Genomic DNA, 25,043 nt, shown 5'->3' on the forward strand with positions numbered 1-25,043 from the left:
CAAACCCCCTGTAGGAGCGAGCTCGCTCGCGATGGATTCAAGAGCCCCGCGTTTAACCAGTAAGCACGGGTTATCGTTGACGACCATCGCGAGCAAGCTTGCTCCTACAGAGCCCCGTGTTTAACCAGTCAGCACGGGTTATCGTTGACGACCATCGTCGGAACACCGTCCGGAGCAAGCTTGCTCCTACAGGTACGCACACGGGATTTCGATAGTGAGTTCGTAAAAACCGAAGTATAGCAGCCGAAAATACGAATTTTCCTGAAGTGTCTGTCTCCCTAGAATGCTCCGCTATCGACGGGAGGCCTTTTCGGCTCTGTCTGTTCTATCGAGGAAACATCATGAAGCTTAAAACCACGGCCTTGCTGATCACGTCTTTACTGGTACTGGCCGGTTGCGACCAGGCCGAGAAAAGCGCTCAACAACTGATGGGCAAGGCCGCCGAAAGCGCAAAACAAGCGATCGATGACACGCACAAAGCCGCCGAGCAAGCGATAAGCGACGCCACCGGCGGGTTGATCAGCAAAAAAGAACCATCGGCCGAAGAAAAACGCAAAGCCGAGTCTTCGTCCCAAGAAATCTAAACCGCCTTAAACGAGTCAGGACTGACCCATGGAATACCTTTTAGAACTTGCTGCAAGCCCTACCGCCTGGGTCGCCCTGGCCACGTTGATCGTGATGGAAATCGTGCTCGGCATCGATAACCTGATCTTCATCTCGATCCTGACCAACAAACTGCCCGAGCAGCATCGGCAGAAGGCGCGGCGCATCGGCATCGGCATGGCACTGATCCTGCGACTGGGGCTGTTGAGCACCATCGCGTTCATCGTCCAGCTGACCGAGCCGGTGATCGATATTCTCGGCCACGCGTTCTCCTGGAAAGACATGATCCTGATCGCCGGTGGCCTGTTCCTGTTGTGGAAGGCGACCACCGAAATCCATCACAGCATGGACCCGGCGCCAGAAGATCCGAAGTCGGCGACCTCCACTGTGACCCTGGGTTTCGCCGCCGCGATCGGGCAGATCCTGATGCTGGACATGGTGTTCTCCATCGACAGCATCATCACCGCTGTCGGCATGACCGAGCATTTGCCGATCATGATCATTGCGGTAGTGGTGTCGGTGCTGGTGATGTTGCTGGCGGCTGACCCGTTGGCCAGGTTCATCAACGACAACCCGACCGTGGTGATGCTGGCCCTGGGCTTCCTGATCATGATCGGCATGACCCTGATCGCCGAAGGCTTCGGCGCCCACGTACCGAAAGGCTACGTCTACGCGGCGATGGCATTCTCGGCCACGATCGAGGGGCTGAACATGATGTCCCGACGGGCGAAGCAGAAGAAGGTTGCCGCTCAAGCGTAACCTGCACTGAACGAAACGGCCGCCCGGACTCGCAAGAATCCGGGCGGCCGTTTTTGTTTGTACGACCGAAAAGCGCCTTTCAATGCGCGCTGGCGTGACGCGTGGCCGGTTTGTCGGTGGCGGCTGGCGACGCCGGTTGCACAGGAGGGTGATGGTGCCGGCGAGTTATGCGCAGGACGCCCCACAACATGGCAGTAGCCACCGCCAGCCAACCGGCTACCAGCATTATTATGGTCATTGTCAGGCTCATCAGTGCCTCCTCCTTGCCCTTGCTCGGGCGAACACTCTCTGCAAATGACAGTTTAGCCGCTGCCGTGTTTCAGGCTATTGACCAAAGGTCGGCTGTCATCAACGAGTTCGCTCTATCGAATGCAATCAACTGGCGCTGAAGGCTATACCGCTGCGATCCCGCGCCCTATGATCCACGCCAAGCCGGGAATACGTACGCCTGGCGCCTGAACAAGTGAGTAATGATGGTGCGGTTATTTTCTCGGATTCTTTCTGTGGCAGTGCTGATAGGCAGTGTTGCAGGTCTGGCGGGTTGCGCGGGAAGCGTTGCGCCGCAAATCAAACGGCTGCCGGAGCGGGTCGAGCTCAGCGGTACCTTCTACCGCGGGAAGGACAATCAGAGCGGGCCCCAGGTGCTGGCCAGCCTGTTGTCCCAGCAGGGCATCGTGATCACGCCGGGGCTGCTCGACAAGCCCCTGCAGTTGCCCGGCGCCGAAGCCCGGTTGCAGCAGAACATGCTGAACCTCGCCCGCGAATACGGCATGGTGGTCTATCCCCTGGATGCCAACCTCCCCGCGCTGCTGGCCCAGGTCGCGGCCGGTTATCCGGTGATGGTGCGATTTACCGAAGGCTCGGCGTTCTGGGCGGGGCCACGTTACGCCATTCTTGCCGGCTACAACCGTGAAAAGCAGACCGTGCTGCTGCGTGCCGGGATGAACCGGCGGACGCTGATGAGCTTCAGTTCATTCGAGTCGGCATTCAAGGATGCCGGGGGGTGGGCGGTCCTGCTGCAGAAGCCGGAGCAGCTTCCGGCCAACGTCGATCAGCAGCGCTGGCTGAAGGCGGCCAGCGATCTGGCTCAGGCAGGCCAGGAGCAAGCGGCTGCACGGGCGAAGAAGGCGCTGTCCGCGCAGTAGCGTTCCGTTCGTCATTTGCAGGGCACTGTCGCCCGCAACAGGCCTCTGAGATAACAGGGCCCGGACATTTCCGGGCCAGTCCTTTTGTTCGGGACATATCCAAGGAGGCGCCGATGGCACATTCCAATACCCCCGATGGCCCGCACTCGTCCGAGCATTCGTCCGGCGATGAGCTGGACTTCGACCCCGATTCGCCGGACCTTGCCGATCCCCAGGTCGATCCCATCGGACCGGCCAAGGCCCCCAGGGACGTGAAACCAGGCGATGACGACAAGGCACCGGCGAAGCCTTATGACCCTCTCGCCGACCTGAAACCTTGACCCCCAAGTGAGGTGCGTATGTCTACCGATTCGAGTTTCAACGACAAACGTCCGGACAGCGTTCCAACCACCCCCGAAGCGGATACCGATCCGGTGATGGATCCGAACAGCCCGTTGCGCGATCCCTTGGCCAGGCCGGTGGTGACGCCCACCGGGCATCAGGGTCACAAAGACCCAAGCGCGGGCGATGGCATCCCGGACGACGACCAGATGCCGCTGCCCAATGATTAACGTTAATCAACGATAACGCGCCAATCCTGAATAAACCCATGACCTGTAGGAGCTGGCTTGCCAGTGAAGGACGCCAACGACAACGCGCTAACCCTGAATAAACCCATGACCTGTAGGAGCTGGCTTGCCAGCGAAGGACGCCAACGATAACGCGCTAACCCTGAATAAACCCATGACCTGTAGGAGCTGGCTTGCCAGCGAAGGACGTCAACGAAAACGCGTTAACTTTGAATAAACACATGACCTGTAGGAGCTGGCTTGCCAGCGAAGGACGTCAACGACAACGCGCTAACCCTGAATAAACCCATGACCTGTAGGGGCGAGCTTGCTCGCGATGGTTTCAAGGGCAACGCGTTTATTCAGGATAAACGCATTATCGTTGACGTCCGTCGCGGGCAAGCTTGCTCCTACAGAAGCGGTCAGCGGGCAAGAGTCCGCAGGCGCGGCAATTGCGGGTTTCCCGTCCTACTTCGACGCCTCCACCACACCACTCTGCCGGCTCTTGAGGTTTTTGTCGGATTTATACTGCAGCGCCACCGACGGAACATCAGCACCCCTGCCAGTCTCGACCCAACTGCGAATACGGCTGGCATCGGCAAAGTGAGTGTATTTACCAAAGGCATCGAGAATCACCAGCGCCACCTGGCGGTTACCCATGCGGGTGACCAGCACCAGGCAATGGCCGGCCGCGTTGGTGAAACCGGTTTTCGTCAGTTTGATGTCCCAGTTCGGCTTCCTGACCAAATGGTCGGTGTTACGAAAACCCAGGCTGTAGTTGGGTTTGCGGAACGAGACGGTCTTCTCCTTGGTGGTACTCAATTCGGTCAGTATCGGATACTTGTGTGCGGCCACCAGCAGCTTGCTCAGGTCGCGTGCGGTGGACACGTTACGTGGGGACAGGCCGGTCGGCTCGACGAAATGGGTGCTGGTCATACCCAGCGCGCGGGCCTTGGCGTTCATGGCAGCAATGAACGCGACATAGCCGCCCCGATAATGATGGGCGAGGCTCGCGGCGGCGCGGTTTTCCGAGGACATCAGGGCAATCAGCAGCATTTCCCGACGCGGCAATTCGCTCTTGAGCTTGACCCGGGAAAACACGCCTTTCATTTCCGGCGTATCGCTGATGTTGATGGACAGGTACTCGTCCATGTTCTGCCGGGCTTCGACCACGATCAGGCCGGTCATCAGTTTGGTGACGGAAGCGATCGGTACCACCACGTCAGGATTGGTGGCATAGATGACCTTGTTGGTTTGCATATCCATCAGCAAGGCGCTGCCGGAAGCGATCTTGAGTTGTTTCGTATCGCGTGGCGCCAGGGTGGTTTCGGCAGCGATGGAAATTGGCGTGATGAAAGCCCCTGTAACAGCAAAAAAAAGGCTCAGGATGGAAAGACGGATTTTCACGCTGGCAGACTCATAAGGTGTTGATAAGCCGTTATGTAACGGGCTGTTTCGTAAAAAAGCGCGACATTCTGGAGTATGGCTGAATAACTGTCGATGGTTGTTCAAGGAAGGGGTCAAAGTCCTTGGAAACATGAAAAAAAAGCTAATTTCCGGCGGGTGGTCAAAGGATTTTCTATGGGCAGAAAGAACCCTGCCGTTGGGCGTAAAGGCGGTTCACTTGAGGAGATGGCTGGCGGCCGGATGGATTTCTTTTGGAGGGGGTATTTATGGTTTCCGCCGAACCCCCCTGTAGGAGCAGCCGGTCGACGCTCGATTGCTCGCGCTGGGCGTCAACGATTACGCGTTTCTTCTGAATGAACGCGTTGTCCTTACGACCATCGCGAGCGAGCTCCTACAGGGGATCAGGTGATCAGGGGGGGCGAGTGCGGTCGAGATGAATGGGTTGGCTGTCAGGGCGCCTTCGCCGGCAAGCCGGCTCCTACATTTTGAATTGCATGCGGACCAGAGAGCCAGGTCGGCCCGCAGGCCGCCTGGGCAATACCGCAATCAGCCGTGCAGCGTTTCCGCGGCGTACAACGTATTTTCCAGCAGGCATGCACGAGTCATCGGGCCAACGCCACCCGGAACCGGTGTAATCCAGCCGGCGCGGGGCAGGGCGGCGTCGTAGGTCACGTCACCCACCAGCTTGCCGTCAGCCTGGCGGTTGATGCCGACGTCGATCACGATCGCGCCTTCCTTGATCCACTCGCCTTTCACCAGGCCCGGCTTGCCGGCTGCAACCACGACCAGGTCGGCACGACCGACGTGGCCCGCCAGGTCCTTGGTGAAGCGGTGGGTCACGGTCACGGTGCAGCCGGCCAGCAACAATTCCATCGCCATCGGGCGACCGACAATGTTGGAGGCGCCAACAATCACCGCGTCCATCCCGTAAAGATCGGCACCGGTGCTTTCCAGCAACGTCATGATGCCTTTAGGGGTGCAGGGACGCAGCAGCGGAATACGCTGGGCCAGGCGACCGACGTTATAAGGGTGGAAACCGTCAACGTCCTTGTCCGGACGAATGCGCTCCAGCAATCGGGAGGCGTCCAGGTGTTCAGGTAAAGGAAGCTGCAGCAGAACGCCGTCGATGGCCGGGTCGTCGTTCAGGCGATCGATCAGGTCGGTCAATGCTTCTTGAGTGGTTTGAGCAGGCAGGTCATAGGCTTGGGATAGGAAGCCGACCTCTTCACAGTCTTTACGCTTGTGCGAGACATAAACCTGAGAGGCAGGATCGCTGCCGACCAGGATCACCGCGAGGCCGGGCGTGCGCAGGCCTTGCTGGCGACGCTCGGTGACGCGTTTGGCGATCTGCTGGCGCAGGCTGGCGGCGATCGATTTGCCGTCGATTAGTTGTGCAGTCATTGCGCGTGATTAACCATCGAGAGGTGAAAAAAAGAGAGCGCATTCTCGCATGCCATGAGGTGAGGGCAAAGGCGCTTGGTCTGCAAATTCCCCTAAGCCCTTTAATTAAATGAATTTTTTTTAAAAAAGAGTTGACGACCTTCAGGGTCACCTATAACATTCGTCGCACTTGTCGGGCACAGCCTAGCACTGGTTAAGAAGGTTGAGCGGAGTTGATGTTTGATTCGGCGAGACTGAAAGCACTTAGTTTGTAATCGTCCAAGAATACAGATTAACAAGGCGCCCGTAGCTCAGCTGGATAGAGCATCCGCCTTCTAAGCGGATGGTCGCAGGTTCGAGTCCTGCCGGGTGCGCCATTAGGCAGCTTTGGCACAAGTAACGCAACATGGCAATATGGTGGGCGTAGCTCAGTTGGTAGAGCACGGGATTGTGACTCCCGTTGTCGAGGGTTCGATCCCCTTCGTCCACCCCATATTTAGAAAGGCGCCAGATTAACAGTCTGGCGCCTTTGCTTTAAAAGCTTGATACGCGGATGTGGTGGAATTGGTAGACACACTGGATTTAGGTTCCAGCGCCGCAAGGTGTGAGAGTTCGAGTCTCTCCGTCCGCACCATACAAGTCGCTATTTAATAGCAGAAAACGGCGCAGCACCTGAAAAGGGCTGCGCCGTTTTTGTTTTAGAAGTCGGAATTTTCAAACCAGCCGCGGATTTCGGGTTGGTAGGGCAGATCGACTCGTCGCATTTTTGTTTCTCGATGATGCCGATTCGCCCGCTGTCAGGGCCACATGGCCGCTCCTTCCTATATATAGAAGGACTGCTGCAGAGCCTTGGCCTGACTGACTGTATTTGCTAACAGGGCGAGGCATACCGTTTGTCCCCGCCTATAAATTGCCTGCTGCGTTTTTACCCGTTTTCAGTAGGGTGACTTCTTGAGTTTGACCCACTAGAATGCATGCCCTTGATTCTGGGGTCGGAAACGGCCGGCTAACGTCTGTGCAACGAGGAATATCCATGCAAGTTTCTGTTGAAAATACTTCTGCTCTTGAGCGCCGCATGAGCATCACCGTGCCGGCTGAGCGCATCGAGACTCAGGTCAACAAGCGTCTGCAGCAGACTGCCCAAAAGGCCAAGATCGCTGGTTTCCGTCCAGGCAAAGTGCCAATGAGCGAAATCAAGCGTCGTTTTGGTGCCGATGCGCGCCAGGAAGCGGTAGGCGACGTGATTCAGTCTTCGTTCTACGAAGCGGTCGTCGAGCAAAAGCTGAACCCGGCCGGCGCGCCGTCGATCGAGCCTAAATCGATCGAAGCGGGCAAGGACCTGGAATACGTTGCGGTTTTCGAAGTGTTCCCTGAGTTCACCGTTGCCGGCTTCGAAGGTATCGCTGTGGAGCGCCTGAGCGCCGACGTGGCCGATGCCGACCTGGACAAGATGCTGGATGTGCTGCGCAAGCAGAACACCCGTTTTGAAGTGGCCGATCGCGCTGCCCAGAACGAAGACCAACTGAACATCGATTTCGTCGGCAAGGTCGACGGTGAAGTGTTCGCCGGCGGTTCCGCCAAGGGTACTCAGCTGGTGCTGGGTTCCGGCCGCATGATCCCTGGCTTCGAAGACGGCCTGGTTGGCGCCAAGGCTGGCGAAGAGCGCGTGCTGAACCTGACCTTCCCCGAGGACTATCAGAACCTCGAGCTGGCTGGCAAAGCCGCTGAGTTCACCGTGACCGTGAACACTGTTTCCGAGCCAAAACTGCCAGAGCTGAACGAAGAATTCTTCGCTCAATTCGGCATCAAGGAAACCGGCCTGGAAGGCTTCCGCACCGAAGTTCGCAAGAACATGGAGCGCGAACTGCGTCAGGCGATCAAGTCCAAGGTCAAGAACCAGGTCATGGACGGTCTGCTGGAAACCAACCCGATCGAAGTGCCAAAGGCGCTGCTGTCCAACGAAGTCGACCGTCTGCGCGTGCAGGCCGTTCAACAGTTCGGCGGCAACATCAAGCCTGACCAACTGCCGGCCGAGCTGTTCGAAGAACAAGCCAAGCGCCGCGTAGTGCTGGGCCTGATCGTGGCTGAAGTGGTCAAGCAATTCGACCTCAAGCCTGACGAAGCCCGCGTTCGCGAAATGATCCAGGAAATGGCTTCGGCCTACCAGGAGCCAGAGCAGGTCGTGTCCTGGTACTACAAGAACGACCAGCAACTGAACGAAGTCCGTTCGGTTGTGCTGGAAGAACAAGTTGTGGATACTGTTCTGCAGAAAGCTAGCGTGACCGATAAATCGGTCTCTTACGAAGAAGCGGTCAAGCCGGTAGAAGCTCCACAAGCCGACTGATTGATTTTGCGTTAGAAGTACACACCATAAGCCAGCTCTCGAGCTGGCTTATGCGTATTCAAGACAAAACTATTTGGGAGCGACTGCAGAGCATGTTCCGTAATTCTTATATTCAGCAGAACTCTGATATCCAGGCCGCAGGCGGCCTGGTCCCGATGGTTGTCGAGCAGTCCGCTCGCGGCGAGCGCGCCTATGACATCTACTCGCGCCTCCTCAAGGAACGAGTGATCTTCCTGGTGGGTCCGGTAGAGGACTACATGGCCAACCTGATCTGTGCGCAGCTGTTGTTCCTTGAAGCGGAAAACCCGGACAAGGACATCCATCTCTACATCAACTCCCCGGGCGGTTCGGTGACGGCGGGCATGTCGATCTACGACACCATGCAGTTCATCAAGCCGAACGTGTCGACCACCTGTATCGGTCAGGCGTGCAGCATGGGCGCGTTCCTGCTCACGGCTGGTGCCGCCGGCAAGCGTTACTGCCTGCCGAACTCGCGAGTGATGATTCACCAGCCGCTGGGCGGTTTCCAGGGCCAGGCGTCGGACATCGAAATCCATGCCAAGGAAATCCTCTTCATTCGTGAGCGTCTCAACACGCTGATGGCCAAGCACAGCGGACACACGCTTGAAGAAATCGAGCGCGACACCAACCGCGACAACTTCATGAGTGCAGAAGCCGCCCGTGAATACGGGTTGATCGATCAAGTGATCGACCAGCGCCCCGCTTAATAAGCAGCTCAAAATAAGGTTGGTTGGCTTGTCTGGCCACCCGCGGGCTTGAAAAAGCCCGCAATAGCCTTCATCTTGTGTTGCAAGCCTATCGGATTTGGATCGAACGAATGACTGACACCCGCAACGGCGAGGACAACGGCAAATTGCTCTATTGCTCCTTCTGCGGCAAAAGCCAGCATGAAGTGCGCAAATTGATTGCCGGCCCCTCGGTCTTTATTTGCGACGAATGCGTCGACCTGTGCAATGACATCATCCGCGAGGAGGTGCAGGAAGCCCAGGCCGAGAGCAGCGCGCATAAATTGCCTTCGCCTAAAGAAATCAGCGGCATCCTTGATCAGTACGTGATTGGTCAAGAGCGTGCGAAAAAGGTTCTGGCCGTAGCGGTGTACAACCACTACAAGCGCTTGAACCAGCGTGACAAGAAGAATGACGACGTCGAACTCGGCAAAAGCAACATCCTGCTGATCGGCCCGACAGGCTCGGGTAAAACCCTGCTTGCCGAAACACTGGCCCGCTTGCTGAACGTTCCGTTCACCATCGCCGACGCAACCACCCTCACCGAGGCGGGTTACGTGGGTGAAGATGTCGAGAACATCATTCAGAAGCTGCTGCAGAAGTGCGATTACGACGTGGAAAAAGCCCAGATGGGCATTGTCTACATCGATGAGATCGACAAGATCTCGCGCAAGTCTGACAACCCGTCGATCACCCGGGACGTTTCCGGTGAAGGCGTGCAGCAGGCCCTGCTCAAGTTGATCGAAGGCACGGTCGCTTCCGTTCCGCCTCAAGGCGGTCGCAAGCATCCGCAGCAGGAATTCCTTCAGGTCGACACCCGTAACATCCTGTTCATCTGCGGTGGTGCGTTCTCCGGTCTGGAAAAGGTTATTCAAAACCGTTCCACCAAGGGCGGCATCGGTTTCAACGCAGAAGTGCGCAGCAAGGAAGAAGGCAAGAAAGTCGGTGAATCCCTGCGTGAAGTCGAACCTGACGATCTGGTCAAGTTCGGTCTGATCCCGGAGTTCGTCGGTCGTCTGCCGGTCCTGGCCACGCTGGACGAGCTTGATGAAGCTGCGTTGATGCAGATTCTCACCGAGCCGAAAAATGCACTGACCAAGCAGTATGCCAAGTTGTTCGAGATGGAAGGTGTTGATCTGGAATTCCGGGCCGACGCGCTGAAATCGGTCGCCAAACGTGCCCTGGAACGCAAGACCGGTGCCCGTGGACTGCGTTCGATCCTCGAAGGCGTATTGCTCGACACCATGTACGAAATCCCCTCGCAGTCCGAGGTGAGTAAAGTCGTGATCGACGAAAGCGTCATCGAAGGCAAGTCCAAGCCACTGTATATCTACGAAAACAGTGAGCCGGCTGCCAAGGCAGCACCAGACGCCTAAGCGTCACGCCGCCGCAACAAAGAAGGGGCCTTCGGGCTAATGCCGGTCAGCTGTAGGAGCGAGCTTGCTCGCGATGGACGTTAACGATAACGCGTTCTTTCTGAATGAACGCGTTGCCCTTGAGATCATCGCGAGCAAGCTCGCTCCTACAGTCTGACCGGCATTAGTGCTGCGGGCCCCTTTGCTATTGCGGTCGCATGCTTGTGCAGGAGCTGGCTTGCCAGCGAAAACGGCCCAACAGCCAACCCGGTTTTTCGATATATCCAAACCTTCACAAACACCACCTGAATCACCGATCTACAAAGCCATTCTTTTATCCGCTTGTTTTTTTCCAAACCAGCCCCCATCTTGGTTTCAAGCTTACTTCCATCTGTTTACGGCCTTATGGCCGCCGTAGAGGCGAAATCATGAAGACGACCATCGAATTGCCTCTCCTGCCATTGCGTGATGTTGTGGTTTATCCGCACATGGTTATCCCGCTGTTCGTGGGGCGCGAGAAATCCATCGAAGCCCTCGAGGCAGCGATGACCGGCGACAAGCAGATCCTTCTGCTGGCTCAGAGAAACCCTGCTGACGACGATCCCGGTGAAGATGCACTCTATCGCGTAGGTACGATTGCGACCGTCCTGCAGCTGCTCAAGCTGCCTGATGGCACGGTCAAGGTTCTGGTCGAAGGTGAGCAGCGGGGCGCCGTGGAGCGCTTCAGCGAAGTGGACGGCCACTGCCGCGCCGAAGTCTCGCTGATCGACGAAACCGACGCGCCCGAGCGCGAGTCGGAAGTGTTTGTCCGCAGCCTGCTGGCTCAGTTCGAACAATATGTACAGCTGGGCAAGAAAGTCCCGGCTGAAGTCCTGTCGTCGCTCAACAGCATCGACGAGCCAGGCCGCCTGGTCGACACCATGGCCGCGCACATGGCCCTGAAGATCGAGCAGAAGCAGGAAATCCTCGAAATCATCGATTTGTCTGCCCGGGTCGAGCACGTCCTGGCGTTACTGGATGCCGAGATCGACCTGCTGCAGGTCGAAAAACGCATTCGCGGTCGCGTCAAGAAACAAATGGAGCGCAGCCAGCGCGAGTACTACCTGAATGAGCAGATGAAGGCCATTCAGAAAGAACTCGGCGACAGCGAGGAAGGCCACAACGAAATCGAAGAGCTGAAAAAGCGCATCGATGCCGCCGGCCTGCCAAAGGACGCCCTGGCCAAGGCCCAGGGTGAACTGAACAAGCTGAAACAAATGTCGCCAATGTCCGCTGAAGCGACCGTGGTGCGTTCGTACATCGACTGGCTGGTCCAGGTGCCGTGGAAGGCCCAGAGCAAGGTGCGTCTGGACCTTGCCCGTGCCGAAGACATTCTCGACGCCGACCACTACGGCCTGGAAGAAGTCAAGGAGCGGATCCTCGAATACCTCGCCGTGCAAAAGCGCGTGAAGAAGATTCGCGGTCCGGTGTTGTGCCTGGTCGGTCCTCCGGGGGTGGGTAAAACCTCGCTGGCGGAGTCGATTGCCCACGCCACCAACCGCAAGTTCGTGCGCATGGCCCTCGGCGGTGTACGCGATGAAGCGGAAATTCGTGGTCATCGCCGGACGTATATCGGTTCGATGCCAGGAAGATTGATTCAAAAGATGACTAAGGTAGGGGTGCGCAACCCGCTGTTCCTGCTGGATGAAATCGACAAGATGGGCAGCGACATGCGTGGCGATCCGGCCTCGGCGTTGCTGGAAGTGCTCGATCCAGAGCAGAACCACAACTTCAACGATCACTATCTGGAAGTCGACTACGACCTGTCCGATGTGATGTTCCTGTGCACCTCCAACTCCATGAACATTCCGCCGGCGCTGCTGGACCGGATGGAAGTGATTCGTCTGCCGGGCTACACCGAAGACGAGAAGATCAACATCGCCGTCAAATACCTTTCGCCCAAGCAGATCACTGCCAACGGCTTGAAGAAAGGCGAGCTGGAATTCGACGCCGAAGCGATCCGCGACATCATCCGCTACTACACCCGCGAAGCCGGTGTACGTGGGCTTGAGCGCCAGATTGCCAAGGTTTGCCGCAAGGCGGTCAAAGAGCATGCGCTGGAAAAACGCTTCTCGGTGAAGGTCACCGCCGACATGCTGGAGCATTTCCTCGGGGTGCGTAAATTCCGCTACGGCCTGGCTGAATCCCAGGACCAGATCGGTCAGGTCACCGGCCTGGCGTGGACTCAGGTGGGCGGCGAATTGTTGACCATCGAAGCCGCTGTCGTTCCAGGCAAGGGCCAACTGATCAAGACCGGTTCCCTGGGTGACGTGATGGTTGAATCGATCACCGCAGCCCTGACCGTGGTGCGCAGCCGCGCGAAGAGCCTCGGCATTCCCCTGGACTTCCACGAGAAGCGTGACACCCACATCCATATGCCGGAAGGGGCGACCCCGAAGGATGGCCCTAGCGCTGGTGTAGGCATGTGCACGGCCCTGGTCTCGGCATTGACCGGGATTCCCGTTCGCGCGGACGTCGCCATGACCGGTGAAATCACCCTGCGTGGCCAGGTGCTGGCGATCGGTGGCCTGAAAGAAAAACTGCTCGCGGCTCACCGTGGTGGAATCAAGACGGTGATCATTCCTGAAGAGAACGTACGCGATCTGAAGGAAATTCCGGACAATATCAAAGCAGATCTTCAGATTAAACCGGTTAAATGGATTGACGAGGTCCTGCAAATTGCGCTGCAATACGCGCCGGAGCCCTTGCCGGATGTGGCTCCCGAGATCGTCGCAAAGGATGAAAAACGCGAGTCTGACTCTAAGGAAAGAATTAGCACGCATTAGTACGCATTTGCCTGAGGGGCTTGTTGACGCTGTTTAGGGCCCTTGTTATAAAGCGGCTCTTAAGTGTCTGTAGGCCATTCAGCACTCGTTTTTTTGCTTTCACCAAAAAACTTAGAATCATACTCAAATAGATATAAGGGGACTTAGAGTGAACAAGTCGGAACTGATTGATGCTATCGCTGCATCCGCTGATATCCCGAAAGCTGCTGCTGGCCGCGCGCTGGACGCTGTAATCGAATCCGTCACTGGCGCTCTCAAGGCTGGCGACTCTGTTGTTCTGGTGGGTTTCGGTACGTTCTCCGTCACCGATCGTCCAGCTCGCATTGGTCGTAACCCACAGACCGGTAAGACGCTGGAAATCGCAGCCGCCAAAAAACCAGGTTTCAAAGCTGGTAAAGCACTGAAAGAAGCTGTCAACTAAGTTCGATTCAGGTTTTTGCCTATCCGGGTCGGGGTCATACCTGACCTGGCAGCGGAGCGGTCGTCCAGTCGGCAATTCGCCGTGCCGAGACACCGAGGGTCGCATGTTCGAACCCTCGATCCGCTCCGCCAGTTACGAGAAGGCGCATCCTCGGATGCGCCTTTCTTCTATCCGGATTCTACCCACGCTCCACGGTTGCCTAATTTTGAAGTTCAACCGTTTCTGGGGGACGCATGCTGCAGAATATCAGGGACAATTCACAAGGCTGGATTGCCAAGACCATCATCGGGATCATCGTTGTACTGATGGCGTTCACCGGTGTCGAAGCCATTTTCCAGGCCACGACGAACAGCCAGAACGCGGCCAAGGTCAATGGTGAAGAAATCAGTCAGGGCGAGCTGAGCCAGGCGGTCGATATGCAACGCCGTCAACTCATGCAACAGCTGGGCAAGGACTTCGATGCTTCCTTGCTCGACGAAAAAATGTTGCGCGAATCGGCCCTCAAAGGCTTGATCGATCGCAAACTGCTGCTCCAGGGCGCAGAAAAATCCGATTTCGCTTTTTCCGAAGCGGCTTTGGACCAGGTGATCCTGCAAACGCCTGAATTCCAGGTGGACGGTGCGTTCAACGCCGAGCGTTTCGACCAGGTCATCCGTCAACTCGGTTACAGCCGCCTGCAATTCCGCCAGATGCTGGCTCAGGAAATGTTGATCGGCCAGCTGCGTGCCGGCCTGGCAGGCAGCGGTTTCGTCACCGACGCACAGGTGCTGGCCTTCGCCCGTCTGGAAAAACAGACCCGCGATTTCGCTGCGCTGAACGTCAAGGCCGACCCGGCGGCGGTGAAGCTGACCGACGACGAAGTCAAAGCCTACTACGACGAGCACGCAAAGGAATTCATGACGCCGGATCAGGTGGTCATCGATTACCTCGAGTTGAAGAAGTCATCCTTCTTCGATCAGGTCAGCGTCAAGGACGAAGACCTGCAAACGGCGTATCAGAAAGAAACCGCGAACTTGTCCGAACAGCGTCGGGCCGCGCACATTCTGATCGAAGTGAACGATAAGGTGACCGAGGCGCAAGCCAAGGCCAGGATCGAAGAAGTCCAGGCACGTCTGGCCAAGGGCGAGCAATTCGAGGCGCTGGCCAAGGAATTCTCCCAGGACCCGGGTTCGGCCAATAACGGCGGCGACCTCGGTTTCGCAGGTCCTGGTGTCTACGATCCAGCCTTTGAAACCGCGCTGTATGCGTTGGCCAAGGATCAGGTCTCGGAGCCGGTTCGCACCGACTTCGGTTTCCACTTGATCAAGCTGCTGGGTGTCGAAGCGCCGCAAATCCCGACCTTCGCCAGCCTGAAAGACAAGCTGACCCGCGAGCTGAAAACCCAGCAGGTCGAACAGCGTTTCGTCGAGGCGACCAAGCAACTGGAAGACTCGGCGTTCGAGTCCTCCGACCTGGCCCAGCCGGCGCAAGACTTGAAGCTGACCGTGCACACCTCCAAGCCGTTCGGTCGTGAAGGCGGCGAAGGGCTGGCGGCCAACCGCGCCGTGGTCACCGCTGCATTCAGTCCTGAAGTGCTGGATGAGGGTGCCAACAGCACCGCCATCGAACTCGATCCGGAAACCGTGATCGTGCTGCGCGCCAAGGAGCACCTGAAACCGGCGCAATTGCCGCTCGAAAGCGTATCTGCCGCGATCCGTGGGCAATTGACCAAGGAGCACGCCAGTGCTGCCGCCAAGACCAAGGCCGATGAGTTGATCGTCAGCCTGCGCGAGGGCAAGGCCCCTGCGGACCAGGCCTTCGATGGCCAGAACTGGAAAGTCACCACTGCAGCCACTCGGACTCAGGAAGGCATCGACCCGACTGTACTGCAAGCGCTGTTCCGGATGCCCAAGCCCGCCGCGAAGGACAAACCGACCTTCAACAGCGTGACCCTGGCCGATGGCAGTCTGGTGATCGTGCGTCTCGATGGCGTGAACGAAGCGGCGGCACCGACCGATGAAGAGAAGGACCAGTACCGTCGCTTCCTCGCGTCGCGCATTGGCCAGCAAGACTTTGCGGCTTATCGCAAACAGCTGGAAGCCGAAGCGGACATCGAGCGGTTCTGATGCCTGATTGAGGTTTGCGCAACACAAGGACCCCGGCCCATCGCCGGGGTCTTTTTTTTTGCAAAATGCCCTGCCCATCGGAACGCTGAAATCATCAAGGGACTTTCCTGCCCATAAACGGTCAGTTGTCGTGTAACCGTTTTAAGACACCAATCGGTGCGACGCTAAGCATCGATCTGTTGCACAATGTGCCCCGTACCGTTTCTTCAGGATGTTCAATGTCTAAATCAATTCCCATGCATGTCGTCGGGCTGGCTCTGGTATTGGCCGCCGCTGCCGGCTGCTCGTCGGAGAAGACCGCCATTTATGAGCATGAGAACTTCGACGACTCCGGTACCTTTTCCCGCAATTACCCGGTGACCGATGCGCAGACCTGCGAGGCCGCCCGTCGGGCGTTGCTCAGCCAGGGCTACATCATCACCAGCAGCGACCCGAAACTGGTCAGCGGCCACAAGAGCTTCCAGCAGACCGGCGATACCCACATGGAGATCAGCTTCAGTGTGGTCTGCGCCGATGATGGCTCCGAGGGTCATCATGCGACCATGTTCGCCAACGCCCTGCAGGACCGCTATGCGCTGAAGAAGACCAACAACTCCGCCAGCCTTGGCGTGGGTGTGTTGGGCTCGGTATCGATGCCGATCGGCTCGTCCGACGACTCGATGGTCAAGGTCGCCAGCGAAACCGTGTCCTCGGCCAAGTTCTACGAGCGTTTCTTCACCCTGGTCGAGCTGTTCCTGCCACCGGAAGCGAAGAAGGCTGCACACATCAAGGAAAAACCGAAAACCGACCTGGGCGTGCCTGAGGCCAAGGCCGAACCGGCTCAATTGGCGCCGACGCCTGCACCGGCGGCCGCGCCTGCGCCTGCGCCGGCCCAGGAGCCTGAACAGCAACCGGCACCGGCGTCCGCCGAGCCGGTGGCACCGCCGCCTGAAACCGCACCGATTACCCCGGCCGAGAACAGCGAGCCGGCGTCATCTACCGACAGCGGCACCGCACCGGCGGGCTCGAGCCTGCCACCACCGAGCGAGCCGATTCCGGCGATGCCGGTCACTGCCCAGTAATCGAGGCCGAGGTCAGGGGCGCCTTTGCCGGCGCCCCTTGATCGTTGATCCGCGTCAACCCTGGTCACAATTCTGCGGCCCGTATAGGAAAAATCCCGGGATAAATTCCTGATCGCCTGCTACGTTTTATCAAGTAGCCGCGTCGTGTCTTGCCTGCGTCATTTGTTATTCACATGGGCACTTTATGCTCAGTGCGCAGGTCACTTATTCAGGCATTTTTTAAACCAAACCGTGGGGGATTGAAAATGGACGACTATCAAGAAGAACTGCTCGAGTATCAGGCATTCGAACTCGACCCGCTGGAACCTGCCGAAGACGCCACCGAGCTGTAGGCGTCAGGCGGATTGGCGATGGCTGCGGCGAAACTCGCCGGGGGTCTGGCCATTCCAGCGTTTGAAGGCCCGTTGAAAGGCTTCGGCTGAAGCAAAACCCAGCAGGTAGGCGATTTCTCCGAACGCCAGTTCGGTGTCGCGAATATAGGTCATGGCCAGGTCGCGACGTGTGTCGTTGAGGATTGCGCGAAATTGCGTGCCTTCTTCGGCCAGTTTGCGGCGCAAGGTCCAGGTCGGCAGCTTCAGACGTGCCGCCACTTCTTCCAGGTCGGGCTCCCGACCACCATTGAGCAATGGCCCCAGCAACTGAGTGATGCGTTCACGCAGGCTGCGGGTGCGTGTCAATTGCTCCAGTTCCCGTTCGCACACTTGCAGCAAGTGCCGCCAGGTGCTCGGGCAATGCAGCGGATTGCGCTGGGCGAGGCTGGCCAGGCTCAGGCGCAGCTGATTCTGTTCGGCGCCGAACTGAATCGGGCAGTCGCCCAGCACGGCATAGGCCTCACGGTAATCCGGCGCCGGGAACTCGATCTCGATGCGTTCGGCCCGCAGCGTGGCAGGGCCGACGCTGGACAGTTGTTGCAGCCAGCTGGCGATGATCGAATCCACCACGAAGCGGTTATAGGCGTTGTAGGGGCTGATGGAATAAAAGCGCAGCCAGGCGCCTTGGGCGTCCTCATGAAAGCTGGATTGCCCGCGATAGTTGGAGCCATATAAAGCTTCGAAACGAATCAGGCAGCGCGCCGCTTCTCGCACCGTCGGCGCCTGGGCGGCGGTCACTCCGGCCAGGCCGACCTGGTTCAGGCGACTGAGCTGGCCCATGCGCAACCCCAACGCCGGGTCGCCGGTCAGTTGAATGGCGCTGTGGCCCAGGCGCATGTAGCGCGGGATCGAGAGCCGGGCGCCGGCTTCGCCCAGGCGTGCTGCATCGAGGCCGTATTGCTCAAGTAGCGGCTGAGGATCTGCACCGTGACTGCGCACGGCATCGGCCAGGCTGTGCACAAAGCCCACCGACAGATCGCCCAGGCGCATGGGCAAGGGTTTCATGGGTTACAACCACAGATTCAGCAAACGCGCGCCACGGGCATTGCCATCGGCGAAATGCTGGCCGTTGCTGCTGAGAAAACTCTGCCCGGCGCTGCCCTGATCCCAGAACTGACCGCGCAAAAACACGCTCATACCTGCGATTGCCTGGCTGCTGGGCGGTTGAGCGGTCAGGGTCAAGTGATGCCAGGCCTGGCCTTCGCTGAGTTCTTCGGCCTTGAGACTGACGGAGGCGGGCGTGGACAAGCCCTTGTAGCCGCGCCACGGTTTATCCCAGGTGCCGCGCCCGGTCACGAAGGCCGGCACCGCAACAAACTTCGCGCCCTGTTCGTCAAGCTTGCGGTAGGCGTCCGGGTACCAGCTGTCGCTGCCGATCAGCACCCCCAGGCGTCCGGCCGGGGTATCGACGACACTGAGGGTACGCTCACCATTGGCCGCAATGACTTCATGTTCATCGAATACCGGATGAATCTGGCGCTGGGGTTGGCCGATCGGCAGACCGTCCCGGCCGAACACCACGCTGCTGTTATACAGCGCACCGCCGCCGATTTTCAGCCTGCCGTCGATGATGCTGGGTTCGGGCAACACGATGGAGCCCGCCACCAGGGTCACCTGAAACTCCTTGGCCAGGCCACCGAACAAGGCCTGGTAGTCCTTGGCCATGCCTTTGGCTTTCATCCGCAGGTGAGCGTCGTCCAGGCGACTGTCGCCCTGGGCACCGATCAGGGCGCGGATGAACTTCAAGGGATTGCTCGCCGCCAGCCAGTTCATGGCTTCCTTGAGGGTGGTGGCCTGGTACAGCTCGTCTTTCTCGCCGCTGACCATCAGCCAGGTGCCGATGTGTTCCGGCAGCACGACGATGGTTTTTTCATTCAGCAGGCCCTCGTCCCGGGCCTTGTGCAGATAGGCGGCGAGCTTGCGGTGCAAGCGTTCGGAGCTTTGGTAGTCGGTGGGAAACAGTTCGGGCTGGATGCCCAGCAGGTTGCCGCGATCGGCAGGCGTGCCGTGATCGACGGCGAGATCGATGCGCAGGTCCGACAGGTAGTGACCCACCGGACGGTCAGCGGCCCACATCGCGTAGGTCGTCAGGGCGGCAATCAATGCCATGGAGAACGTCAGGTACAGAAGTTTGCGCATGGGAAAACAGTCGACAGCCGTGTGCAGGGTTCGCTGACTAGGGTAGGGCCCATGCCGGCGCTTGCCAAGGGGCGCTGCGCATTTGGATCAATAAGTTGTCAGTTACGGTCATTGAGCGACCGGTGGAGTGCTCATAGTCTGTGAAACATGACAGAGGGGTGCCAAAGAGCACCCACATTTTTTCCGTGATCGCTCGTTGTGGAGTTACCGATGGCCGCCGCTCATTACCCGCATCTGTTGGCCCCGCTGGACCTGGGTTTTACCACGTTGCGCAACCGCACCCTGATGGGCTCGATGCACACCGGCCTTGAGGAGAAACCCGGCGGTTTCGAACGCATGGCCGCGTACTTCGCCGAGCGAGCCCGGGGCGGCGTGGGCCTGATGGTCACCGGCGGGATTGGCCCGAATGATGAGGGTGGGGTGTATTCCGGAGCAGCCAAGCTGACCACCGAGGAAGAAGCGCTCAAACACCGGATCGTGACCCGCGCGGTGCATGAGGCCGGCGGCAAGATCTGCATGCAGATCCTGCACGCCGGTCGTTATGCCTATAGCCCGAAACAGGTTGCGCCAAGTGCGATCCAGGCGCCCATCAACCCGTTCAAGCCCAAGGAACTGGACGAGGAGGGCATCGAGAAACAGATCAGCGATTTCGTCACCTGTTCGACCCTGGCGCAGTCAGCCGAGTACGACGGTGTCGAGATCATGGGCTCGGAAGGCTATTTCATTAACCAGTTCCTCGCCGCTCACACCAACCATCGCACCGACCGTTGGGGCGGCAGCTACGAAAACCGCATGCGTCTGCCGGTGGAGATCGTGCGCCGGGTGCGCGAAGCGGTCGGCCCGAACTTCATCATTATCTTCCGCCTGTCGATGCTCGACCTGGTGGAAGGCGGCAGCAGCTGGGAAGAAATCGTGCAGTTGGCCCAGGCCATCGAGCAGGCCGGCGCGACCCTCATCAACACCGGCATCGGCTGGCACGAAGCGCGAATCCCGACCATTGCCACCAAGGTGCCACGCGGTGCGTTCAGCAAGGTCACGGCCAAGCTGCGCGGCTCGGTGAGCATTCCGCTGATCACCACCAACCGCATCAACACCCCGGAAGTCGCCGAGCAGATCCTGGCCGAAGGCGATGCCGACATGGTCTCCATGGCGCGGCCGTTCCTTGCCGACCCGGACTTCGTCAACAAGGCCGCGGCTGGCCGTGCCGATGAAATCAACACCTGCATCGGCTGCAACCAGGCGTGCCTCGATCACACCTTTGGCGGCAAGTTGACCAGCTGCCTGGTGAACCCGCGGGCCTGCCATGAGACCGAACTCAATTACCTGCCGGTGCAGCAGATCAAGAAAATCGCTGTGGTCGGTGCCGGCCCTGCCGGGCTGTCCGCGGCGACCGTGGCTGCCGAGCGTGGCCACCAGGTGACGCTGTTCGATTCGGCCAGCGAAATCGGTGGCCAGTTCAACATCGCCAAGCGTGTACCGGGCAAGGAAGAGTTCTTCGAAACCCTGCGCTACTTCAATCGCAAGCTGCAGACCACCCACGTCGAGGTGTGCCTGAACACTCGGGTCGATGTGGCGCAACTGGTCGCAGGCGGTTTCGACGAGATCATCCTCGCCACCGGTATCGCCCCGCGAACCCCGGCGATCCCGGGCGTGGAGCATGCCAAGGTGCTGAGCTACCTGGACGTGATCCTCGAGCGCAAACCGGTGGGCAAGCGTGTCGCGGTGATTGGTGCCGGGGGGATCGGTTTCGACGTGTCGGAGTTTCTGGTGCACCAGGGTGTGGCCACTAGTCAGGACCGTGAAGCGTTCTGGAAGGAGTGGGGCATCGATACCCATCTTCAAGCCCGGGGCGGTGTGGCCGGCATCCAGGCCGAGCCCCATGCGCCGGCCCGTGACGTGTTCCTGCTGCAACGCAAGAAGTCCAAGGTCGGCGACGGCCTTGGCAAGACCACGGGCTGGATTCACCGCACCGGCCTGAAGAACAAACAGGTGCAGATGCTCAACAGCGTCGAATACCTGAAGATCGACGACCAGGGCTTGCACATCCGCATCGGCGAAACCGGCGAGCCACAGGTGTTGCCGGTGGATAACATCGTGATCTGCGCCGGGCAGGATCCGCTGCGCGAATTGCATGACGGCCTGGTGGCGGCGGGGCAGAATGTGCATTTGATCGGCGGCGCGGACGTGGCGGCGGAGCTGGATGCGAAGCGGGCGATCAATCAAGGGTCGCGGTTGGCTGCGCAGTTGTAAATTGCAGGTCAAACGTGCCAATGGCTATCGCGGGCAAGTCGCCGGGATCGCCGACATCTGGGAGATTTATGCCTGACACCGTGCCAATGTGGGAGCGAGCCTGCTCGCGAAAGCGGTATGTCTGTCGCTGCGAATGTTGAATCTGCCGCCGCCTTCGCGAGCAGGCTCGCTCCCACAGGGGATCGTCGGCATCTGGGAGATCCGTGCCTGCCACCGTGCCCATGTGGGAGTGGGCTTGCTCGCGAAGGCGGCCTATGAGCGACTAGAATGCTCGCTCTTTCCCAGCCACATCAGGCACCAATGCTTTCTTATCCTGCCAACTGGCAACCCGAAGCTCCCCTGGAACTTCTTCATCTGGATTGGCTAAGCCGATCAGGCATCGAAGTCGCCATCCTGCGCCTCGATCAGATCGACCCGCTGATCAGTGGCAACAAGTGGTTCAAACTCACCGAGCACCTGAAAGCCGCTGACCAGCTCGGTGCCAAAGGAATTATCAGTCTGGGTGGCGCCCACTCCAATCATCTGCATGCACTGGCCGCGGCGGGCAAACGCTTCGGTTTCCCTACTGTCGGCCTGCTGCGCGGTCATCCGCAAGACACCCCCACGGTGAAGGACTTGAAAGCATTCGGCATGCAGTTGCACTGGTTGGGTTACGGCGGTTATCGCGCGCGACACGCTCCCGGTTTCTGGCAGCCATGGCAGGCACAATACCCCGATCTGCAGCCGGTGCCGGAAGGTGGCGGCGGTTTACCTGGCGCCAAGGGCTGCAGGCCACTGAAAGCCATGGTCAGCGAGCAGTTGAACGCTCTGGGCTGGAACGACTACGACGGCTGGTGGCTGGCCTGCGGCACCGGCACGACCCTGGCCGGCCTGGTACTGGCCGAAGCGGGCGAGCATCCGGTGTACGGCGCATTGGCAGTACCCGACGATCATGGTGTGGCGCAGCAGGTCGGGAGGATTGTGCAGCAAGCGGGGCGGGTCGATGTCGCCTGTGAACTGTTCGACGCCAGCCGTGGCGGCTTCGCCAGGATCGATCCACTGCTACTGGAATTCATCGAGCGGACCGAACAGGCCAGCGGCGTTCCCCTCGAACCGCTGTACACCGGCAAGGCGCTGCTGGCGCTCAAGCAGCACGTCGAGGCCGGTAGATTTGCCCGTGGCACGCGCCTGATCTTCATCCACACCGGCGGCTTGCAGGGCCGTCGGGGGTTCAATCTACAAATAATGTAGGAGCTGGCTTGTCGAGTCGTCGCACCGTAGTGAAGGTCGTTAACGATAACGCGTGTTTACCTGGTAAAACGCGGCGTTAATGTAGGAGCGAGCTTGCTCGCGATGGTCGTTAACGATGACGCGTGTTTCCTGGGAAAACGCGGCGCTCTTGAGTCCATCGCGAGCAAGCTCGCTCCTACAGGGGGAAAGGTGATCAGCTGCTTTGCGGCAATTCACCCTTGGCCAGACGCCGGTTGATGTCGGCGATCACTTCCGGCAAGTCGGTGATGGTGTCGATCATGTAGTGCGGGCGCGAGCCTTCGAACATCCCGTGGATACGCTTGCGTTCGCTGGCCAGCTGGTCGCTGCCGAGGGCGCGATAACCTTCGTAGTCCAGGCCCAGCGCGTTGCCCGAGCAGATCAACGCAACGGTCCACATACCGGCGCGACGGCCTTCGAGAATGCCCGGCACGGTGTCGTCGATCTTCACGCAGGCCGCGACATCATCGATGCCGAGGGCGATCACATTGGCCAGGGCCTGGGCCGGCCATGGGCGACCGTTGGGGACTTCGTCAGTGGCGACCACGTGATCGGCCACGTAACCGTTGGTGGCGGCCAGTTCGACCACTTTGTCCATGACCTGCTTCGGGTAGCCGGAGCAGGAGCCGATCTTGATGCCTTGCTGGCGCAGGTGGGCAATGGTGTCCAGGGCGCCGGGGATCAGCGCCGAGTGCTCGGCGATTTTCTCGATTTGCAGGGGCATGAAGCGTTTGTAGATGGCGGTGACGTCATCATCGGTCGGCGTGCGGCCGAACACGGCGCGATAACGTTCGGCCACTGACGGCTGATTGCACAGAGTACGGATGTGGTCCCACTTGCCCATCCCCATCGGCCCGCGGGCTTCTTCGATGGAGACCTGGACGTCGAACTCGGCAAAGGCCTCGACAAAAATCTGGGTCGGAGCGAAGGAGCCGAAATCGACCACGGTGCCGGCCCAGTCGAGGATGGCGGCCTGGAGTTTGGTTGGGTTGGTGTAGTTCATGGTGATCAGATTCCTGTGAGAACGAGATATTTGGGAGTTCGATGTACCTGTGGGAGCGAGCTTGCTCCGGGCGGCGTTCCGACGATAGCGGTCTTTCATTCAACATTGATGTCGACTGATCGGGCCTCATCGCGAGCAAGCTCGCTCCCACAGGGAAGTGCGGTGTGGGTTAGATTTCGAGCACTTCCATCTCGCGCAGTACCTCGGCCACCGCCGCCACCGCCGCATGCATCTCGGCCTGATCGACGTGGCCGATGCAGCCGACACGAAAGGTTTCGACCTGGGTCAATTTGCCCGGGTAGAGGATGAAGCCCTTGGCCTTGACCCGTTCGTAGAATTCCTTGAACTGATAGCGCGGGTCTTTCGGCGCGTGAAAGGTGACGATGATCGGCGCCTGGATCGCGGCGGGCAGGAAGCTGCGCAAGCCGAGCCTGGCCATGTCGTCGAGCAGCACCTGGCAATTATTGGCGTAGCGCTGATGCCGGGCGGGCAACCCCCCTTCTTCGTTGTATTGCAGCAGGGCTTCGTGCAGCGCGGCGACCACGTGGGTCGGCGGGGTGAAGCGCCATTGCCCGGTCTTGGCCATGTAGCTGTGCTGGTCGAACAAATCCATCGCCAGGGAGTGCGAGTTGCCGGCGGCATTGGCCAGGGCTTCCTTGCGAGCGAAGACGAAGCCCATGCCCGGGACGCCCTCCAGGCATTTGCCCGAAGCGGCGATCAGCGCGTCGAACGGCACCTGTTGTGCATCGATTGGCAGCGCGCCAAAGGAGCTCATGGCGTCGATGATCAGGCGTTTGCCGTGTTGCGCGATGACCCGGGCAATCTCCGGCAGCGGGTTGAGGATGCCGGTGCTGGTTTCGCAGTGAATCAGCGCGATGTGAGTGATGGCGGGGTCGGCGTGCAGCAGGCGGTCGACGTCGTCGGCGGTGGTCGGTTCGTCCTCGGCGGTTTCAAAGGTGCTGAAGGGGCGGCCGAGCACTTCGCAGATTTTCGCCAGGCGTTTGCCGTAGGCACCGTTGATCAACACTAGGACTTTGCCGTCCCGGGGCACCAGGGTGCCGATCGCCGCTTCGACGGCGAAGGTGCCGCTGCCTTGCAGGGGGACGCAGTGGTGGCTGGCGCCGCCGTTGATGATCGCCAGCAGTTGCTCGCAGAGGCTGGCGGTCAGCTGATTGAAACGGTCATCCCATGAACCCCAGTCGACCATCATCGCCTGGCGGGTGCGGGCCGAAGTCGTCAACGGGCCGGGGGTGAGCAGGATGGGTTCGGCAGTACTCATTCTCGTGTCCTCGCAATCGATGGGATGAAGCTACGGGGCCTAAATTGCAATTTG

Annotated in this window: 21 protein-coding genes and 3 tRNA genes; 17 read left to right on the plus strand and 7 right to left on the minus strand. The window is 59.2% G+C overall.

Features of this window, described 5'->3' with window-relative positions; genetic code table 11:
* Positions 1-341: 341 nt before the first annotated feature.
* Positions 342-584, plus strand: a complete 243-nt coding sequence (locus J2W17_RS23600; RefSeq protein ID WP_307340182.1) for a hypothetical protein — start codon at positions 342-344, stop codon at positions 582-584.
* A gap of 28 nt (positions 585-612) precedes the next feature.
* A complete protein-coding gene (locus tag J2W17_RS23605) occupies positions 613-1,362 on the plus strand; it encodes a TerC family protein (protein WP_307340185.1) in 750 nt (249 codons plus the stop codon).
* 79 nt (positions 1,363-1,441) lie between these two features.
* Here J2W17_RS23605 and J2W17_RS23610 read toward each other — a convergent pair whose 3' ends face one another.
* Positions 1,442-1,612, minus strand: coding sequence for a hypothetical protein (locus J2W17_RS23610; RefSeq protein ID WP_307340187.1), 171 nt, complete (start codon positions 1,610-1,612; stop codon positions 1,442-1,444).
* A gap of 220 nt (positions 1,613-1,832) precedes the next feature.
* On the opposite strand from J2W17_RS23610, the gene J2W17_RS23615 reads away from it, so the two are divergent.
* The 3 genes from J2W17_RS23615 (at position 1,833) to J2W17_RS23625 (ending at position 3,058) form a co-directional block, all read left to right on the plus strand.
* The gene (locus J2W17_RS23615) at positions 1,833-2,507 is read left to right on the plus strand and encodes a peptidase C39 family protein (RefSeq protein ID WP_307340190.1); all 675 of its coding nucleotides are present in this window, start codon (positions 1,833-1,835) and stop codon (positions 2,505-2,507) included.
* Positions 2,508-2,620: 113 nt separating this feature from the next.
* A complete protein-coding gene (locus J2W17_RS23620; RefSeq protein ID WP_307340193.1) occupies positions 2,621-2,827 on the plus strand; it encodes a DUF6021 family protein in 207 nt (68 codons plus the stop codon).
* Between the two features lie 18 nt (positions 2,828-2,845).
* Entirely contained in the window at positions 2,846-3,058 is a 213-nt protein-coding gene (locus J2W17_RS23625; protein ID WP_307340195.1) for a hypothetical protein, read from the plus strand.
* Positions 3,059-3,523: 465 nt separating this feature from the next.
* On the opposite strand, the gene pbpG is transcribed toward J2W17_RS23625, so the two are convergent.
* Positions 3,524-4,462: a D-alanyl-D-alanine endopeptidase gene (pbpG, locus tag J2W17_RS23630; protein ID WP_307340198.1), complete on the minus strand. Its 939-nt coding sequence runs from the start codon at positions 4,460-4,462 to the stop codon at positions 3,524-3,526.
* A 546-nt stretch (positions 4,463-5,008) separates the two neighbouring features.
* Positions 5,009-5,863: a bifunctional methylenetetrahydrofolate dehydrogenase/methenyltetrahydrofolate cyclohydrolase FolD gene (gene folD / locus J2W17_RS23635; protein WP_307340201.1), complete on the minus strand. Its 855-nt coding sequence runs from the start codon at positions 5,861-5,863 to the stop codon at positions 5,009-5,011.
* 279 nt (positions 5,864-6,142) lie between these two features.
* Between folD and J2W17_RS23640 the strand changes: the two genes are divergently transcribed.
* From J2W17_RS23640 to J2W17_RS23685, 10 genes are all read left to right on the plus strand, one after another.
* A tRNA-Arg gene (locus tag J2W17_RS23640) sits at positions 6,143-6,219 on the plus strand.
* Between the two features lie 40 nt (positions 6,220-6,259).
* Positions 6,260-6,335, plus strand: a tRNA-His gene (locus J2W17_RS23645).
* A 56-nt stretch (positions 6,336-6,391) separates the two neighbouring features.
* Positions 6,392-6,476: transfer RNA gene (locus J2W17_RS23650), tRNA-Leu, on the plus strand.
* Between the two features lie 399 nt (positions 6,477-6,875).
* Positions 6,876-8,186 carry a trigger factor gene (gene tig / locus J2W17_RS23655; RefSeq protein WP_154852717.1) on the plus strand — a complete coding sequence of 437 codons (1,311 nt, stop codon included), beginning with the start codon at positions 6,876-6,878 and terminating at the stop codon, positions 8,184-8,186.
* Positions 8,187-8,278: 92 nt separating this feature from the next.
* Positions 8,279-8,914, plus strand: coding sequence for an ATP-dependent Clp endopeptidase proteolytic subunit ClpP (gene clpP, locus J2W17_RS23660; protein WP_064680636.1), 636 nt, complete (start codon positions 8,279-8,281; stop codon positions 8,912-8,914).
* 110 nt (positions 8,915-9,024) lie between these two features.
* Positions 9,025-10,308 (plus strand): ATP-dependent Clp protease ATP-binding subunit ClpX, encoded by a 1,284-nt coding sequence (gene clpX / locus J2W17_RS23665; RefSeq protein ID WP_007946893.1) that lies wholly within the window; start codon positions 9,025-9,027, stop codon positions 10,306-10,308.
* A gap of 407 nt (positions 10,309-10,715) precedes the next feature.
* Positions 10,716-13,112 carry an endopeptidase La gene (lon, locus tag J2W17_RS23670; RefSeq protein ID WP_307340212.1) on the plus strand — a complete coding sequence of 799 codons (2,397 nt, stop codon included), beginning with the start codon at positions 10,716-10,718 and terminating at the stop codon, positions 13,110-13,112.
* A gap of 148 nt (positions 13,113-13,260) precedes the next feature.
* Positions 13,261-13,533 carry an HU family DNA-binding protein gene (locus J2W17_RS23675; protein ID WP_002552737.1) on the plus strand — a complete coding sequence of 91 codons (273 nt, stop codon included), beginning with the start codon at positions 13,261-13,263 and terminating at the stop codon, positions 13,531-13,533.
* Between the two features lie 233 nt (positions 13,534-13,766).
* Positions 13,767-15,638: a SurA N-terminal domain-containing protein gene (locus J2W17_RS23680; protein ID WP_307340217.1), complete on the plus strand. Its 1,872-nt coding sequence runs from the start codon at positions 13,767-13,769 to the stop codon at positions 15,636-15,638.
* Positions 15,639-15,856: 218 nt separating this feature from the next.
* Positions 15,857-16,699: a DUF2242 domain-containing protein gene (locus tag J2W17_RS23685; protein ID WP_307340221.1), complete on the plus strand. Its 843-nt coding sequence runs from the start codon at positions 15,857-15,859 to the stop codon at positions 16,697-16,699.
* A 335-nt stretch (positions 16,700-17,034) separates the two neighbouring features.
* Here the strand turns inward: J2W17_RS23685 and J2W17_RS23690 are convergent, their stop codons facing one another.
* Together J2W17_RS23690 and J2W17_RS23695 are read right to left on the minus strand one after the other, a co-directional pair.
* Positions 17,035-18,075: an AraC family transcriptional regulator gene (locus J2W17_RS23690; RefSeq protein ID WP_307340224.1), complete on the minus strand. Its 1,041-nt coding sequence runs from the start codon at positions 18,073-18,075 to the stop codon at positions 17,035-17,037.
* A 3-nt stretch (positions 18,076-18,078) separates the two neighbouring features.
* On the minus strand, positions 18,079-19,209 hold the full coding sequence (locus J2W17_RS23695) for a carbon-nitrogen hydrolase family protein (protein ID WP_307340227.1): 1,131 nt from the start codon (positions 19,207-19,209) through the stop codon (positions 18,079-18,081).
* 210 nt (positions 19,210-19,419) lie between these two features.
* Here J2W17_RS23695 and J2W17_RS23700 point away from each other — a divergent pair, with 210 nt between their 5' ends.
* Together J2W17_RS23700 and J2W17_RS23705 are read left to right on the plus strand one after the other, a co-directional pair.
* The gene (locus J2W17_RS23700) at positions 19,420-21,459 is read left to right on the plus strand and encodes an NADPH-dependent 2,4-dienoyl-CoA reductase (RefSeq protein WP_307340231.1); all 2,040 of its coding nucleotides are present in this window, start codon (positions 19,420-19,422) and stop codon (positions 21,457-21,459) included.
* Between the two features lie 300 nt (positions 21,460-21,759).
* Positions 21,760-22,689: a 1-aminocyclopropane-1-carboxylate deaminase/D-cysteine desulfhydrase gene (locus J2W17_RS23705; protein ID WP_307340234.1), complete on the plus strand. Its 930-nt coding sequence runs from the start codon at positions 21,760-21,762 to the stop codon at positions 22,687-22,689.
* 193 nt (positions 22,690-22,882) lie between these two features.
* On the opposite strand, the gene phnX is transcribed toward J2W17_RS23705, so the two are convergent.
* Together phnX and J2W17_RS23715 are read right to left on the minus strand one after the other, a co-directional pair.
* Positions 22,883-23,710: a phosphonoacetaldehyde hydrolase gene (gene phnX, locus J2W17_RS23710; RefSeq protein WP_307340237.1), complete on the minus strand. Its 828-nt coding sequence runs from the start codon at positions 23,708-23,710 to the stop codon at positions 22,883-22,885.
* A gap of 169 nt (positions 23,711-23,879) precedes the next feature.
* A complete protein-coding gene (locus tag J2W17_RS23715; RefSeq protein WP_307340240.1) occupies positions 23,880-24,989 on the minus strand; it encodes a 2-aminoethylphosphonate--pyruvate transaminase in 1,110 nt (369 codons plus the stop codon).
* Positions 24,990-25,043: the final 54 nt, after the last annotated feature.

Source organism: Pseudomonas lini (assembly GCF_030812475.1).
GTDB lineage: Bacteria > Pseudomonadota > Gammaproteobacteria > Pseudomonadales > Pseudomonadaceae > Aquipseudomonas > Aquipseudomonas lini_A.

Coding starts and splice junctions, on each gene's coding strand:
- J2W17_RS23695 (WP_307340227.1), bottom strand. CDS start 19,209: ATGCGCAAACTTCTGTACCTGACGTTCTCCATGGCATTGATTGCCGCC.
- lon (WP_307340212.1), top strand. CDS start 10,716: ATGAAGACGACCATCGAATTGCCTCTCCTGCCATTGCGTGATGTTGTG.
- J2W17_RS23620 (WP_307340193.1), top strand. CDS start 2,621: ATGGCACATTCCAATACCCCCGATGGCCCGCACTCGTCCGAGCATTCG.
- tig (WP_154852717.1), top strand. CDS start 6,876: ATGCAAGTTTCTGTTGAAAATACTTCTGCTCTTGAGCGCCGCATGAGC.
- J2W17_RS23705 (WP_307340234.1), top strand. CDS start 21,760: ATGCTTTCTTATCCTGCCAACTGGCAACCCGAAGCTCCCCTGGAACTT.
- folD (WP_307340201.1), bottom strand. CDS start 5,863: ATGACTGCACAACTAATCGACGGCAAATCGATCGCCGCCAGCCTGCGC.
- J2W17_RS23715 (WP_307340240.1), bottom strand. CDS start 24,989: ATGAGTACTGCCGAACCCATCCTGCTCACCCCCGGCCCGTTGACGACT.
- J2W17_RS23625 (WP_307340195.1), top strand. CDS start 2,846: ATGTCTACCGATTCGAGTTTCAACGACAAACGTCCGGACAGCGTTCCA.
- clpX (WP_007946893.1), top strand. CDS start 9,025: ATGACTGACACCCGCAACGGCGAGGACAACGGCAAATTGCTCTATTGC.
- J2W17_RS23690 (WP_307340224.1), bottom strand. CDS start 18,075: ATGAAACCCTTGCCCATGCGCCTGGGCGATCTGTCGGTGGGCTTTGTG.
- J2W17_RS23605 (WP_307340185.1), top strand. CDS start 613: ATGGAATACCTTTTAGAACTTGCTGCAAGCCCTACCGCCTGGGTCGCC.
- J2W17_RS23680 (WP_307340217.1), top strand. CDS start 13,767: ATGCTGCAGAATATCAGGGACAATTCACAAGGCTGGATTGCCAAGACC.
- clpP (WP_064680636.1), top strand. CDS start 8,279: ATGTTCCGTAATTCTTATATTCAGCAGAACTCTGATATCCAGGCCGCA.
- J2W17_RS23610 (WP_307340187.1), bottom strand. CDS start 1,612: ATGAGCCTGACAATGACCATAATAATGCTGGTAGCCGGTTGGCTGGCG.
- J2W17_RS23685 (WP_307340221.1), top strand. CDS start 15,857: ATGTCTAAATCAATTCCCATGCATGTCGTCGGGCTGGCTCTGGTATTG.
- phnX (WP_307340237.1), bottom strand. CDS start 23,710: ATGAACTACACCAACCCAACCAAACTCCAGGCCGCCATCCTCGACTGG.
- J2W17_RS23700 (WP_307340231.1), top strand. CDS start 19,420: ATGGCCGCCGCTCATTACCCGCATCTGTTGGCCCCGCTGGACCTGGGT.
- J2W17_RS23615 (WP_307340190.1), top strand. CDS start 1,833: ATGATGGTGCGGTTATTTTCTCGGATTCTTTCTGTGGCAGTGCTGATA.
- J2W17_RS23600 (WP_307340182.1), top strand. CDS start 342: ATGAAGCTTAAAACCACGGCCTTGCTGATCACGTCTTTACTGGTACTG.